This window comes from Vibrio sp. Y29_XK_CS5, from assembly GCF_024181835.1.
GTDB lineage: Bacteria > Pseudomonadota > Gammaproteobacteria > Enterobacterales > Vibrionaceae > Vibrio > Vibrio harveyi.
Genome location: NZ_JAMZAM010000011.1, coordinates 1 through 12,576 on the forward strand (window position 1 = coordinate 1; position 12,576 = coordinate 12,576).

The 12,576-nt window shown below is 44.9% G+C and carries 18 protein-coding genes; 1 reads left to right on the forward strand and 17 read right to left on the reverse strand.

Features of this window, described 5'->3' with window-relative positions:
* Positions 1-619: 619 nt before the first annotated feature.
* From NL647_RS25165 to dusA, 7 genes are all read right to left on the reverse strand, one after another.
* Entirely contained in the window at positions 620-1,399 is a 780-nt protein-coding gene (locus NL647_RS25165) for a phosphoadenylyl-sulfate reductase (protein ID WP_005451533.1), read from the reverse strand.
* Positions 1,392-3,128 carry an assimilatory sulfite reductase (NADPH) hemoprotein subunit gene (gene cysI, locus NL647_RS25170; protein WP_253650778.1) on the reverse strand — a complete coding sequence of 579 codons (1,737 nt, stop codon included), beginning with the start codon at positions 3,126-3,128 and terminating at the stop codon, positions 1,392-1,394. Before cysI ends, NL647_RS25165 begins: the two co-directional genes overlap by 8 nt.
* Positions 3,128-5,002, reverse strand: a complete 1,875-nt coding sequence (locus tag NL647_RS25175; RefSeq protein ID WP_253650779.1) for an assimilatory sulfite reductase (NADPH) flavoprotein subunit — start codon at positions 5,000-5,002, stop codon at positions 3,128-3,130. The genes cysI and NL647_RS25175 overlap by 1 nt, the downstream gene beginning before the upstream one ends.
* 117 nt (positions 5,003-5,119) lie before the next feature.
* A complete protein-coding gene (locus NL647_RS25180; protein WP_005451530.1) occupies positions 5,120-5,350 on the reverse strand; it encodes a hypothetical protein in 231 nt (76 codons plus the stop codon).
* A gap of 150 nt (positions 5,351-5,500) precedes the next feature.
* Positions 5,501-6,166, reverse strand: a complete 666-nt coding sequence (locus NL647_RS25185) for a TIGR04219 family outer membrane beta-barrel protein (RefSeq protein WP_253650780.1) — start codon at positions 6,164-6,166, stop codon at positions 5,501-5,503.
* Between the two features lie 100 nt (positions 6,167-6,266).
* A complete protein-coding gene (pspG, locus tag NL647_RS25190) occupies positions 6,267-6,482 on the reverse strand; it encodes an envelope stress response protein PspG (protein ID WP_005451528.1) in 216 nt (71 codons plus the stop codon).
* Positions 6,483-6,645: 163 nt separating this feature from the next.
* Entirely contained in the window at positions 6,646-7,650 is a 1,005-nt protein-coding gene (dusA, locus tag NL647_RS25195) for a tRNA dihydrouridine(20/20a) synthase DusA (protein WP_301339245.1), read from the reverse strand.
* Positions 7,651-7,757: 107 nt separating this feature from the next.
* Here dusA and NL647_RS25200 point away from each other — a divergent pair, with 107 nt between their 5' ends.
* Entirely contained in the window at positions 7,758-8,831 is a 1,074-nt protein-coding gene (locus tag NL647_RS25200) for a site-specific integrase (RefSeq protein WP_253650781.1), read from the forward strand.
* A gap of 87 nt (positions 8,832-8,918) precedes the next feature.
* Here NL647_RS25200 and NL647_RS27180 read toward each other — a convergent pair whose 3' ends face one another.
* From NL647_RS27180 to NL647_RS25240, 10 genes are all read right to left on the reverse strand, one after another.
* On the reverse strand, positions 8,919-9,050 hold the full coding sequence (locus NL647_RS27180; RefSeq protein ID WP_301339246.1) for a hypothetical protein: 132 nt from the start codon (positions 9,048-9,050) through the stop codon (positions 8,919-8,921).
* Positions 9,050-9,247, reverse strand: coding sequence for a hypothetical protein (locus tag NL647_RS25205; protein WP_253650782.1), 198 nt, complete (start codon positions 9,245-9,247; stop codon positions 9,050-9,052). The genes NL647_RS27180 and NL647_RS25205 overlap by 1 nt, the downstream gene beginning before the upstream one ends.
* Positions 9,248-9,344: 97 nt before the next feature.
* Positions 9,345-9,827, reverse strand: a complete 483-nt coding sequence (locus NL647_RS25210) for a hypothetical protein (RefSeq protein ID WP_017190983.1) — start codon at positions 9,825-9,827, stop codon at positions 9,345-9,347.
* A gap of 12 nt (positions 9,828-9,839) precedes the next feature.
* A complete protein-coding gene (locus tag NL647_RS25215) occupies positions 9,840-10,538 on the reverse strand; it encodes a hypothetical protein (protein ID WP_253650783.1) in 699 nt (232 codons plus the stop codon).
* Between the two features lie 2 nt (positions 10,539-10,540).
* Positions 10,541-11,116, reverse strand: coding sequence for a hypothetical protein (locus NL647_RS25220; RefSeq protein WP_253650784.1), 576 nt, complete (start codon positions 11,114-11,116; stop codon positions 10,541-10,543).
* Positions 11,113-11,544 carry a hypothetical protein gene (locus NL647_RS25225; protein WP_029790303.1) on the reverse strand — a complete coding sequence of 144 codons (432 nt, stop codon included), beginning with the start codon at positions 11,542-11,544 and terminating at the stop codon, positions 11,113-11,115. Before NL647_RS25225 ends, NL647_RS25220 begins: the two co-directional genes overlap by 4 nt.
* 3 nt (positions 11,545-11,547) lie before the next feature.
* The gene (locus tag NL647_RS25230; RefSeq protein WP_253650785.1) at positions 11,548-11,922 is read right to left on the reverse strand and encodes a DNAase; all 375 of its coding nucleotides are present in this window, start codon (positions 11,920-11,922) and stop codon (positions 11,548-11,550) included.
* Entirely contained in the window at positions 11,919-12,110 is a 192-nt protein-coding gene (locus NL647_RS25235) for a hypothetical protein (protein WP_005449709.1), read from the reverse strand. Before NL647_RS25235 ends, NL647_RS25230 begins: the two co-directional genes overlap by 4 nt.
* 1 nt (position 12,111) lies before the next feature.
* Positions 12,112-12,237 (reverse strand): hypothetical protein, encoded by a 126-nt coding sequence (locus tag NL647_RS27185; RefSeq protein WP_017190988.1) that lies wholly within the window; start codon positions 12,235-12,237, stop codon positions 12,112-12,114.
* Positions 12,237-12,572 (reverse strand): hypothetical protein, encoded by a 336-nt coding sequence (locus NL647_RS25240; RefSeq protein WP_017819655.1) that lies wholly within the window; start codon positions 12,570-12,572, stop codon positions 12,237-12,239. Before NL647_RS25240 ends, NL647_RS27185 begins: the two co-directional genes overlap by 1 nt.
* Positions 12,573-12,576: the final 4 nt, after the last annotated feature.

Consider the following 12,576-nt stretch of genomic DNA (forward strand, 5'->3'; position numbering starts at 1 on the left):
GACTTCAAAACTACTAATGTAATTTTAAAGCTATTATCGTTCCAACAGAACGATAATGAATTGACTGTGCCAAGTCCGAAGACTTGATTGGTCACTTCGTTTCATTGAAACCTAATTTGAAGCCGAAGCTTCTAATTGGATTATCATCAACGAGTGCCCACACAGATTGATAGGTTCTTATTTTTAAAGAGCTACTCTTCTTTGTGATTTACATCACTTCGGAAGAGGCGGTCATTCTAGCGAGATAATTTTCTGTGTCAAACACTTTTTGCTATTTATTTTACTTTTTAAAAGTAAAGGCAATTAATTATTTCACTTTTCTTTCTGACCTTGCCGACTTAGCTTCGAACCCTTGTGAGCTCTGCCCTGTCGACAAGGAGGCATTATAGAGATCGCGCTCACATTGGCAAGCGTTATTTTGCAAAAATTGCAAAAATAATAGTTAAACGACGACTTTTCGATCAAAGCCTTATTTATCCAACTTTACCCCAAGACTGCATACAACTTATCCACAGAGTTATCCTTTTTATGCTCCTTTTTCTTTCACTATATATAAAGAAAGCTGCTTTACAGCAGCTTTCTTTATTTACCCTAAACACGGCTTTTGCCAGATTAGCATCTAAATACCTGAGCCATCCTGCTCACTACCATCGTCTTCATGCAATCCACATTCACGCTTTAAACCAAAGAAACGAGTTTCTTCTTCCGACATGCCCGGTTCCCACTTTCTAGTTGTATGAGTGTCACCGACAGAAAGGTAACCTTGATCCCATAGAGGGTGATAACTCAAACCATGCTCTTCTAGGTAGTAGTGCACATCTTTATTCGTCCAGTCGATCACAGGTAAGAATTTAAATACGCCATTTTGGATCGACAAGATTGGAAGACCAGCACGAGATTGACTTTGCTCTCGACGCAGTCCTGAAAACCAAGTACCAACATTTTGCTCACGCAGAGCTCGTCGCATTGGCTCAACTTTGTTTATCTTGTTGTACTTTTCAATTCCCTCTATACCCTGTTCCCAAAGTTTTCCATAACGTGCTTCTTGCCAATTCGCACTTTCTTTAGCTTGATACACTTTAAGGTTAAGGTTCAGTTGCGCTTTCAACTGATCGATGAATTGATATGTCTCTGCAAATAGATAGCCGGTATCCGTTAGGATAATTGGAATGTCCGGTTTTTGTTGTGTCACAAGATGGAGCATCACTGCGGCTTGGATACCGAAACTGGACGAGACAGCGAACTCCCCTTCCAAATTCTCCAATGCCCACTTTACTCTATCTTGTGCCGAAAGCTGTTCGAGCTCGACATTGATTTGAGCAAGACGGAGGATTTGCTCCGTCTTAGTTAATGTCAGTAACTCTGTTAGCTCCGGTTTGGACGCTACAGAATCAAGCATGGAAGTCCCTCTTTGATACGAATACTTCTTGGATAATGCCAGCTCGAATCGTGAAATCGCCAAATGCCTCGCCTTCTTCACGTTCAGCAGCCCAACGAGCCACCAGCAGATCAATCTCTTCTAAGATTTGCTTATCCGTAATGTTCTCTTTATACATCTTCGGTACACGAGTACCGCCTCGGTTACCACCTAGATGTAAGTTGTATCGACCTGGCGCTTTACCAACTAAGCCGATTTCTGCCAGCATTGCTCGCCCACAACCATTTGGACACCCTGTTACACGAAGAATGATATTGTCTTCTTCAGGCAGACCATGCTTTTCTAGAATATCTTCTACATCGGTTACAAATTGAGGAAGGAAGCGCTCTGCTTCTGCCATGGCTAATGGACACGTTGGAAACGCCACACACGCCATCGAGTTCTTACGTTGTTCACTTACGCCGTCATCCATCAAACCATGTTCACGAGCAATCTTCTCGATCTTCGCTTTTTGGCTTTTTGGTACACCAGCAACAATCAGGTTTTGGTTTGCAGTCATACGAAAATCGCCTTTATGGATTTTGGCAATTTCAGCAACACCCATTTTAAGTGGTTTACCTGGGAAATCTAATAGACGACCATTTTCAATGAAGAGTGCTAGGTGATGCTTACCATCGATACCTTCAACCCATCCGATACGGTCACCACGTTCCGTGAATTCGTAAGGACGGCTTTGCTCAAACTTAACACCGGCACGTTTTTCTACTTCCGCTTTAAACACATCACTACCGACACGATCTAATGTGTATTTGGTTTTTGCATTCTTACGGTTAGAACGGTTACCCCAATCACGTTGAGTTGTTACTACAGCAGCAGCAACATCAAGCGTCTTCTCTAATGGAATAAAACCAAAGTCATCCGCTCTACGTGGATAAGTCGATGTATCGCCATGTGTCATCGCTAGACCACCACCAACAAGCACGTTAAAACCAACTAGCTTGCCGTTATCTGCAATCGCTACGAAGTTAAGATCGTTAGCGTGTACGTCTACGTCATTTTGCGGTGGGATAACCACTGTGGTTTTAAACTTACGTGGTAAGTAGTTCTTACCTAGAATCGGTTCGTCTTCTTCCGTGCTTTCTACTTTTTCACCGTCCAACCAAATCTCTGCATAAGCGCGCGTCTTTGGTAATAGATGCTCGCTGATCTTCTTCGCCCATTCGTAAGCTTCTTGGTGTAGCTCCGACTCCACTGGGTTAGTGGTACACAACACGTTACGGTTAACGTCACCCGCAGTTGCAATCGAATCAATACCAATGCTGTTTAGCGTTTGGTGCATCAACTTGATATTTGGTTTTAGCACGCCATGGAACTGGAACGTTTGACGAGTAGTAAGACGAATACTTCCATATAAAGAGTGCTCGGTTGCAAACTTGTCGATCGCTAGCCATTGCTTTGGTGTAATGATGCCACCCGGCATACGAGCACGAAGCATGACGTTATGCAGCGGCTCCAACTTTTGTTTAGCACGCTCGTTACGGATATCACGGTCATCTTGCTGGTACATTCCGTGAAAACGAATCAATTGGAAGTTGTCTGCAGTAAAGCCGCCAGTAATACGGTCTTGCAGATCTTGTTCAATCGTTCCACGCAGTAAATTACTTTCTCTTTTAAGGCGCTCATTATCCGAGAGTGGACCAAGCACCTCACCTAATACTTCTTGGCTGTTTGATTGTTGATTCGCGCTCATTAGTACACATCCCTTTGGTAACGTTTCGCTTTACGTAGATCGTTGATAAATGCTTCGGCTTCTTCACGAGATAGCTTGCCTTGTTGCTCGGCTACAAATACCAGCGCATCGTGAACATCTTTTGCCATACGAGTGGCATCACCACATACATAGATGTAGGCTCCATCTTGAATCCATTGCCACACTTGTTCAGCGTTTTCTAAGATGCGATGTTGAACATAAACCTTCTCTGCTTGGTCACGACTAAACGCAACATCAAGGCGAGTCAGCAAACCTGACTTGAGGTACTTCTGCCATTCAACTTGGTAAAGGAAATCTTGAGTAAAGGTACGGTCACCAAAGAACAACCAGTTCTTGCCTTCAGCATCACGGTTATCACGCTCTTGAATAAAGCTACGGAAAGGCGCAATACCGGTACCAGGACCAACCATGATGATTGGTGTGTTGTCATCTTGTGGCAGTTTGAAGTTATTGTTGTGCTCAACAAACACTTTCACTTCGCCGCCTTCTTCTAGACGTTGAGCGAGGAAACTCGATGCTCCGCCATAGCGCTTTTCATCACCTTTGTCGTATTCAACCAAGCCTACGGTAAGGTGAACTTCTTCATCGACTTCCGTTTGACTCGAAGCGATAGAATATAGACGAGGTGTCAATCGACGAAGTAAACCAACTAATTCTTCTGCACTTAACTTGGTCTTCTTCTCTGCAAGTACATCTACAACTTGGGTATTTGCAGCGTACTCACGAAGCTTGTCTTTATCTTCCACTAGCTTTTGTAGTTTCTTGCTACCAGATAGCTCTGCGAATTTAGTGACAAACTGAGGGTTTGATGCGGTGATTTCGTACTTGCTAACCAATGCACTATGAATAGAAAGGCTTTCGCCATCGACTTCAACACTTTCTACACCGGATAGACCAGCCTTAGCTAAGATAGCGTTGGCTAACTCTGAACTATTATCGAACCACACACCCAGAGCATCGCCGGCTTGATAAGTTAAACCTGATTCTTCAAGGTCAATCTCTACGTGGCGAACATCTTTACCCGAATCACGACCTGTTATTTTCTGGCTTGTCAGTAACGTTGCGGTATATGGATTTTGCTTGTTATAAGCAGAATGTCCTGGAGCGGCTTGACCAACAGGCAGTTGGACTACTTCTGCTTCATTGCCTGAAGAAAGGGCTTCTTTTACTTGTTCAAGCGCTTGCTTACGCCATTCAGCGGCCGGCGCTTCATAATCCACATCACAATCAATGCGATCGATGAAGGCAGTTGCGCCTAACTTAGCCAAGTAAGTATCGAAGTCTTTGCCCGTTTGGCAGAAGAACTCGTAACTAGAATCACCCAGCGCAATCACGGCGTATTGTAGATTTGGTAACTTGGGTGCTTTCTTAGATTGAAGGAACTCATGCAGTTCAATGGCATTATCTGGCGCTTCGCCTTCACCATTGGTCGACGCCACGATGATCACGTGAGTCTCTTTTGCTAAGTTCTTGCCTTTGTAATCGCTGGCATCAAACAGCTCTACAGCAATGCCTTCTGCTTTGGCTTCTTGCTCTAGCGCTTCAGCAACGCCTTTCGCATTACCAGTCTGAGAAGCAAAAATGATGCTTAGCTTGCCTGCTGGTTTTGCAGCAACAGAAGCAGCAGCCTGTGCGATTGGTGTTGCAGCCGCTGCACTTGGTTGGTTTTGAGCGAGTCCCCAGAAGTAACCGCTGACCCATGCAAGTTGCTGTGAAGACAACTCTGAGACAGTTTGCTGGAGTGAGTTAAATTGCTGGTCATTTAGTGGGCTTGCGATTGGTGGATTAGCACCCTGCCCATTATTATCTTCCGACACTTTCTTGTGAGAATATTCATTCTGTTGAAAAGACATTGTCACGACATCCCTATTCATTGCGTGACGATAGATTAACCACTCTCTCTAATAACAAGAAAGAATAGAAGAGAATGTTTTATAACTTTTTGGAAGTAAGAACGCTGAGCTTAGTGCTCAACGATCCTCAATACGAACTTGTTGAAAGCCAACCGCCAACGCCGATTTTGATGCCGTATCAAGATCATCATATAGGCACTCTTCCCCATGACTGTCTGTGAGGCAAACAAACCCACCACGGGCATGGCGAAACTCGACAACCCATCCTCCCTCTTGAATTGAAGGCTCTATAATGGCTTCGACTAGCTGGTTGTCACGAAATAGATGTCGTAATTCGTTTATTGTCATCGCAATCCCTGCTCCAACTTTTATACATTGCTCCTAGATAAGCATGGTAGAAGAGTGAAACTTGGGCGAGAAATTCGATTTAATATAATGAAGTGATATAAAAAAACGCCGCTTATAAAGCGACGTTTTAAAGGATTTGATGTTATGTAGTTAGAAAGAGTATTGAGCACCAACGAAGAAGCCGTCTGCAAAGATAAACTCTTTACCTAGGCTCGATAAAAACTCCTCTGACTCTAAATCAATCACACGGTAACCACCACGGAAAGTGAGTTGAGACTCTTGAAAAGGAATTCGGTACTGAACACCAGCCATTAGATCAGTACTCTTAATACCTTTGTTATCACCGAAGTTCATCTCACCAATTACATCAAAGTTTGTATTTGGCACAGTGATTTCTGCGTAGCCATACCAAGCCCAAATCAGCTCATCAAAATCTTCCGTACGAGCATTAGTGCCTGCGTCTACGTATTTTGTATCACTCAAGTTACTAAAAGTAAGACCCGCATCGAAGTGCATCAGGTCGTGTTCAAGAATTTGGTAGTAAAGAGTGAAGTCGAGCTTGTCAAAACCCATGTAATCCGCATCAACACTTGAGTAACGAAGGCGCGCATTAGGTACGTATTTCACGTCATGCTCAATCGCAGCGTAGAAAGACCCCGTTGTGTCGCTATCTCTTCTTACTTCATTCACTTTGGTATCCGCTACCCAAACTTCCCCACCAACCGTCGTAGTGAAAGAAGACTCTTGTTCTGCGAAACAAGGGTAAGACGCAGCCAACGATAGTGTCGCTAAAGCGATGGTCGCTTTATATATCATGTAATTTTTACTCCGAGATAGCTGATTTCAACATTAAGGGGCATGTGAGAAATACTAACATACTCTCACAGCCCACCATCAACTAAATCTCTACTATCCGTTACTTATAACGAGGCTGGGCAACGAAGTTTTTAAAAAACCATATACCTAGTGCAATGACTATCAACCAAGGCAATAGTTTTAGTACAGCGCCTACCATACCCAATAAGAACATCACAACCAATGCGATACCTGTTGCGGCAAATACCGTTACCATAGTAATACCGGTTACTAATAGGGTTGCTGTGAAAACTAAAATAAAGATCAGCTCCAACATAATCACTTCTCCTTTGTTTTAGTTTTACTAGAGCAGGTTCCATACCAACTTATAAATATATATCTAATACCATGATATATAAGTAAAAATAAAGCCAGAGGCATTTCTGCACTCTGGCTTTGTTATTTATCAGTTGGTAATTTTCACCAACCACTGGTGAAATTTACACGTTCAATTCTTTTGGAATCTTCGCCAGTGCATCTTGCAACACTTCTAGACCTGAACCCGGTTTGTGCGCGTTTTCACTGATGTGACGACGCCATTGACGAGCACCAGGCATGTTTTGGAACAGACCCAACATATGACGCGAGATATGGCCAAGGTAAGCACCTTTTGCCAATTGAGCTTCAATATACGGGAACATCTCTTCAACGATTTCGCTGCGCTTTTTCACTGGTGCATTTGAACCAAACAGCTCTTGGTCAACAGACGCTAGCAAGTAAGGGCTTTGGTAAGCCTCACGACCAATCATCACACCATCTAGGTGTTGTAGATGCTCTTTCGCTTCTTCTAAAGATTTCACGCCACCGTTAATCGCAATCGTTAGGTGTGAGAAGTCCTTCTTCAATTGGTAAGCGCGTGGGTAATCCAATGGTGGGATCTCACGGTTCTCTTTCGGGCTTAGACCACTTAACCATGCTTTACGTGCGTGGATAGTGAACTGCTCACAGCCACCCTTCTCAGAAACAATAGACACGAAATCCGTTAGGAATTCATAAGAATCTTGGTCATCGATGCCGATACGTGTTTTCACAGTAACAGGCACGTCTACCACATCTTTCATCGCGGCTACGCAGTCTGCGACCAACTGCGGCTCTGCCATTAGGCATGCACCAAATCGACCATTTTGAACGCGATCCGATGGACAACCAACGTTTAGGTTAATCTCATCGTAGCCACGCTCTTGCGCAAGCTTGGCACACGTTGCCAAATCTGTTGGGTTTGAGCCACCAAGCTGAAGGGCTAACGGATGCTCTTCCTCGTTATAAGCCAGGAAATCCCCTTTTCCATGAATGATCGCGCCTGTAGTCACCATTTCGGTGTACAGCAGGGTTTCTTTGGTCATTAAGCGATGGAAGTAGCGACAATGACGATCCGTCCAATCCAACATGGGTGCTACAGAGAGACGATTCGCGGCGTATTTATTGGCTTTATCAGTGTATTGCATGATTTAGTCTCAAATTAACACTGTACAAACATACAGTGAATTACCTAGAATCTCATGGAAATTCCTCTTCCAGTCCCCCTATAGTCCCCCCTTAAGGAGTAGGACAAATGGCAAGCTACAGTATAGAAACACGCAAGCTAAAAAGTGGTGAACTTAGGTTCAAGGTAACAGTAATCGTTAAAAAAGATTCGCGCATTATACACAGGGAAAGCAAAACTCTAAAAAAGAAAGCCCTTGCTAAATCATTTGGCATCAAAAGAGTAGTCGAATTAGAGTCCGAAGGCATACTAAACACCTCTAAATCAACCTCTATCGCAGAACTATTAGATCGCTTTATGACTGAGCCTGAACTATGGAATAGAACCGGACGAACCAAGCGCTATGTAATTAAACTGCTTAGAGATTGTGATATCGCTAAAGTGGATACCGACAAGTTAAAAACTAGCGATTTAATTGAGCATTGCAAAAACAGAAAAGGGGCTGGGGCTGGTTCAGCAACTGTTTATCACGACATCGCATACCTTCGTTCTGTAATGAAAAAAGCCAACCCTGTTTTTAATGTATCAGCGAACTGTCAGGTGTTCGATGAGGCAGTTCCCGTTCTTATTGACATGGGATTAATCGGAAAGAGCCAAAAAAGAACCCGTCGACCAACCTCTGAAGAACTTAAATTACTCAAGGCAGGCTTAGAGAAAAGGGAATCATTTAGACCAAATGGAAAGACTCGAATTCCGTTCAATGACATTCTGGAATTCAGCATTCTTACTTGCATGCGAATTGGTGAGGTCTGCAATATTCTTTGGAAAGACTTAGACCACGAAAACAAAACTATCGTTGTTAGAGATAGAAAAGACCCACGCAAGAAGGCAGGAAACCACATGCTAGTTCCATTACTTGGAGAATCATTTGAGATTGCACTCAAACAAGTGAGAAAAGGCGAACGTATTTTTCCATATAATCCTAGAAGTGTAACTGCTGGATTTCAGAGGGTTAGGAACGAATTGGGTATAGAAGATCTTAGGTATCATGATTTACGTCGAGAGGGAGCAAGTCGTTTGTTTGAAAAAGGTTATTCAATTGAAGAGGTTGCTCAAGTCACTGGGCATAGAAGTTTAGACATTCTTTGGCAAGTCTATACTCAGTTGCACCCACATAAACTACACCAAAAACTTTTAAAATAACCCACAACCTTGACTCGAAATGTACAAATAACTTAGGCAAGAAAGACCGCTTTGACTAGCGGTCTTTTAGTTTATGAATCGATACATTCACTTTTGCTCTAAAATCGTCTCAACAATCGTCAAACGCTTGTCTTGTCGCCATAGAAAAGCAATAAGTGCAATCAACGTGGGCGATAGCCCCATACCGTTTAGAGTGGTAAGAAAATCTGTTAATTCCATTACTTCCACTCGTTTCGGATGGTTTCCCACAAGCCAAGCAGCATTGGCGCAGCCACACCAATCAGACCACCCATTTGCACACCTTCCGGTGTCACGCTTGCGGTTAATAGTTCAGGGTGACCCGTTGCCAATGCGATACCCGCACCGAGTAAAGCAATCCCTTTCTTCGTCGATGGTTGTTTCAAATCTATTTTCATGATGTTGGCTCCTAACCGTTGATGCGCTTCCAGATATAAGCGCTGATTAAAGCGGTCAGAATCCCAACCACTAGCTTTTGCATTACTTCTTGTTTGGTCATGCGAGTGCTACCCCTTCGGCGGCATCACTCAGTGAGTAATAACGTCCCACTTCCATAATCGACATGGTATGAACAAGGCGAGCCATAAAGGCATCGTCATACAGGTTCAAAGGTGCATTTCGATTTACACCCAACTTACCGGACACAAACTGAATGTAGTTATCCGTGTCGTTGTTATCGCTAGCTGGCGCCCATCGGTGAATGATGCCTGACAGCGTATTTAGCCCATACAGGTTCTGATAGTTGCGGATGAGTTTCGCCGCCGCACGAAAGCCATATTTCGAATCAGAAAAGGTTTCAAATGCCTTATCTTTCGAAGGCGTTACCTTCCCCGTCCAAGCGTTGCCACTAATGCGAATGTTGAGCGGGTTGTTATTGCGAATACCGCGATTGAGTTGTGATTTCATAATCTTTTGCCCCTGATACAGAGAGAAAATTAAGATGACAGCAATAATGGTGATAATGAGCTTACGAGCCATAACACCTCCCCGTTAGTTGGGTACTGGTGAACTCGACTCTGAGCTCGGCTCGCGCGGCACGAACGTCAGGTCTATTGATGACACATCCAAGCCAATAATCACGACATCGCCACTGTGAAGGTATAAATCACTCACAACGCCTTTATTGGTTCTGCCACTGTCAGCGGCGTACACGGGGTCGGCTTGAATTAACAAGTGAGGAAAGACCTTTTGCTTATCTTTGATGGTATCTTTGCCAATCTGCAAAATGCCCGTTTCGTTAACGGTGACACGCTGCCCCAGTTCTGACGCTTTGCCGTGAACGGTTGTACTTTTTAGCTCAAGCTTTCTTAGGTAGCCGTCATTCTCTTTGATGACGTTGCCCTGCTCGTCTGCCAGCACAATGTAAAAACCCAATTCGCCTTGGAAGCCTGATAGGCGAGCCATTGCGGAGATATTGAAGAACACTCTTACTAACTCCCCGTCACTTTCAAGCTTGGGACGGATGAGAGGCATAATGTCCATATCGCCATCTTCAACATAACTCGGCGCATCATATTTAATGAAAAAGCCGTCTAGGTCAGCATTCCACCCAGTATCATTGTTAGGCATAAATCGCCCTTGGATAATCGGCAATGCGCTACCAGAGCCAGATTCACCTGAGTTCATGTGTTCATACAAAAATTCGATTTTATTTCGGCTGCTACCCTCTGGTAGCGGTGGTAGTGCCATGGTTAATACTCCAATAGTTGCGCGGTATCTGGCGCTTTTCCTGATAACTCGAACGCCGCCGTTGTTTCAATGGTGACCGTTTCGCCTGCTGCAAGCTCAAAGCCCTCGATACTCACCAAACCTGTATTGCTCGATGGCGCTTTGATAATCACCCCTTTGCGGTTGGCATTAGCGGGAATAGGCAATGGCAATTCGCCACGACGCCCAATAAGGTTGTCGCCAACGTGTACATGGATGGTTTGACCTTCCTTTAGGTTTACGTCAGGCAACTCGCTCACTTTCATACTTTGCCCTGGCAACAATTCGACCTTTGGCATGGCTTGAATTTCGAGCTTTTGCCCTTCGACTGGCGGGGTAAAATCACCGCTACCATGTTCAAATGACAGCTCACCTTCGCCGCTGAGTAAGATGCGCCCCATTGGCTTGCCATAGCGAAGCACCGAGCCACTAGGTAACGTGAACTCTTCACCCGTCGCGTCTAATCGCACCGACAATTTGCCCTGATAGGACTCGATGAATAGCCAGCTCGATTCGACATTGAGCGGCACTTCTTGCCCTTTAATAAGTGTCAGGTTCATTTCTGCACCGCCTTAAACAGGACAAAACCAAGTACGAGCACAATGATTGCCATCAGAATCAACTGCTGTTTGTTTAGCGCGCTTTGTCCGTTGTCTTGTTTGAACTTGGCAAGCTCAGTGAGCTTGTCTAAGTTCTGTGTATTTTGAGCCGCTTGGTTACCCGCAAGCCCTGCTATCATTTGAAGGTTTTCGCTATTGCTTGAGCTGAACTCTTTAAGCGCCCCATTGGCGAGTGATAACGACTCATCAAGCGCGTCACCTGCAAAGTTAAACGACTTTTCAACGCTGCCGTGGTCGGTGACCGTGGCATTAATCGTTGAGCCTTCGATACCACTTAGCGCAACCCCAAGGTTGTCGCCGCTAATGGCATTCTGGCTACTGGTATTCTTCGTGCTGGTTTTATTGCTTGAACTGGATTTACCACCCATGTGCTAAACCTCCCATCGCAATAATTGGTGGTCGCCTTGCGCCATGGTCGAGACATTGCCAAGACGCTTGAGAAGGCGCGCCACCAATGGAAAATACGTTTTAGTGGTAATTGCATCTAAGCCGCTGTTTTTCACGTAGGTAGCCAGTTCCCGAGAGGCATTCACTGCCCCTTTTCCCTCGACCGCCCACACAAAGTAATCATTGCCGACTACTTCACCCGCAACCGCTAAACGATAGTCATCACCATGAATGAGGTAGATACTGACAAACCCATCTTCAATGGCTTGCTCCATCACCTCGAAGTCATCAGGGCAAGCGCGAAACGCTTCGCGCAGTTGCTCTTTTATGCCTTCGTCATGCGTTACCACCCGAATCATTTGAGTACCTTTAGGGCAACGATGACCAGTATCGCAATGGCAAGAATGAGCCAAGGACTCACGCCACCACCCATGTTGATGCCACCAATGGATTGCCCAGATTGGTTACTGCTTTTCGCTGCCGATGGTCCAGCCGCACCGCCTTGCAGACCACCGCCACCCGTTAAACTGGTTAATGAACCCAGCATATCAACCCCTTTTAAGCCAGATAATCAGCGCAAGCACCACCACAATGAGCCACGCTGATTTGTTGATTTCCTTGGCAGTCAAAAAGCCAAGGGTTAATCCAACAATTCCCAGATAGACGATTGGCATCACTTGCCCCCTTTGAGCGCAAATGCCAATCCACCGAACACAACCAGCAGCAACACCACTACAATGGCAATGGTCTGCCATTGAACACCGTTACCGCCTGTATTCACTGGCTGTCCGTTTGGTTGCTGATAGTTGTTATTGTTGGCGCGGTTTTCGTCTGGACTGGCTGACTTAGCACGTTCTAGCTCGTTACCCATCTTGATACCGAGCCAGTCATTACCGAAGTCGCCCACGACATCGACCGCACCACCAACAAGCTCGCCCGCACCTTCTAAGATGCTGTCAAACCAACCGCCAGAGCTGGCGGTGGCTTTTGCTTGGTCAGGTAAGGACATTGCT

Coding starts and splice junctions, on each gene's coding strand:
- NL647_RS25165 (WP_005451533.1), bottom strand. CDS start 1,399: ATGCTTGATTCTGTAGCGTCCAAACCGGAGCTAACAGAGTTACTGACA.
- cysI (WP_253650778.1), bottom strand. CDS start 3,128: ATGAGCGCGAATCAACAATCAAACAGCCAAGAAGTATTAGGTGAGGTG.
- NL647_RS25175 (WP_253650779.1), bottom strand. CDS start 5,002: ATGTCTTTTCAACAGAATGAATATTCTCACAAGAAAGTGTCGGAAGAT.
- NL647_RS25180 (WP_005451530.1), bottom strand. CDS start 5,350: ATGACAATAAACGAATTACGACATCTATTTCGTGACAACCAGCTAGTC.
- NL647_RS25185 (WP_253650780.1), bottom strand. CDS start 6,166: ATGATATATAAAGCGACCATCGCTTTAGCGACACTATCGTTGGCTGCG.
- pspG (WP_005451528.1), bottom strand. CDS start 6,482: ATGTTGGAGCTGATCTTTATTTTAGTTTTCACAGCAACCCTATTAGTA.
- dusA (WP_301339245.1), bottom strand. CDS start 7,650: ATGCAATACACTGATAAAGCCAATAAATACGCCGCGAATCGTCTCTCT.
- NL647_RS25200 (WP_253650781.1), top strand. CDS start 7,758: ATGGCAAGCTACAGTATAGAAACACGCAAGCTAAAAAGTGGTGAACTT.
- NL647_RS27180 (WP_301339246.1), bottom strand. CDS start 9,050: ATGGAATTAACAGATTTTCTTACCACTCTAAACGGTATGGGGCTATCG.
- NL647_RS25205 (WP_253650782.1), bottom strand. CDS start 9,247: ATGAAAATAGATTTGAAACAACCATCGACGAAGAAAGGGATTGCTTTA.
- NL647_RS25210 (WP_017190983.1), bottom strand. CDS start 9,827: ATGGCTCGTAAGCTCATTATCACCATTATTGCTGTCATCTTAATTTTC.
- NL647_RS25215 (WP_253650783.1), bottom strand. CDS start 10,538: ATGGCACTACCACCGCTACCAGAGGGTAGCAGCCGAAATAAAATCGAA.
- NL647_RS25220 (WP_253650784.1), bottom strand. CDS start 11,116: ATGAACCTGACACTTATTAAAGGGCAAGAAGTGCCGCTCAATGTCGAA.
- NL647_RS25225 (WP_029790303.1), bottom strand. CDS start 11,544: ATGGGTGGTAAATCCAGTTCAAGCAATAAAACCAGCACGAAGAATACC.
- NL647_RS25230 (WP_253650785.1), bottom strand. CDS start 11,922: ATGATTCGGGTGGTAACGCATGACGAAGGCATAAAAGAGCAACTGCGC.
- NL647_RS25235 (WP_005449709.1), bottom strand. CDS start 12,110: ATGCTGGGTTCATTAACCAGTTTAACGGGTGGCGGTGGTCTGCAAGGC.
- NL647_RS27185 (WP_017190988.1), bottom strand. CDS start 12,237: ATGCCAATCGTCTATCTGGGAATTGTTGGATTAACCCTTGGCTTTTTG.
- NL647_RS25240 (WP_017819655.1), bottom strand. CDS start 12,572: ATGTCCTTACCTGACCAAGCAAAAGCCACCGCCAGCTCTGGCGGTTGG.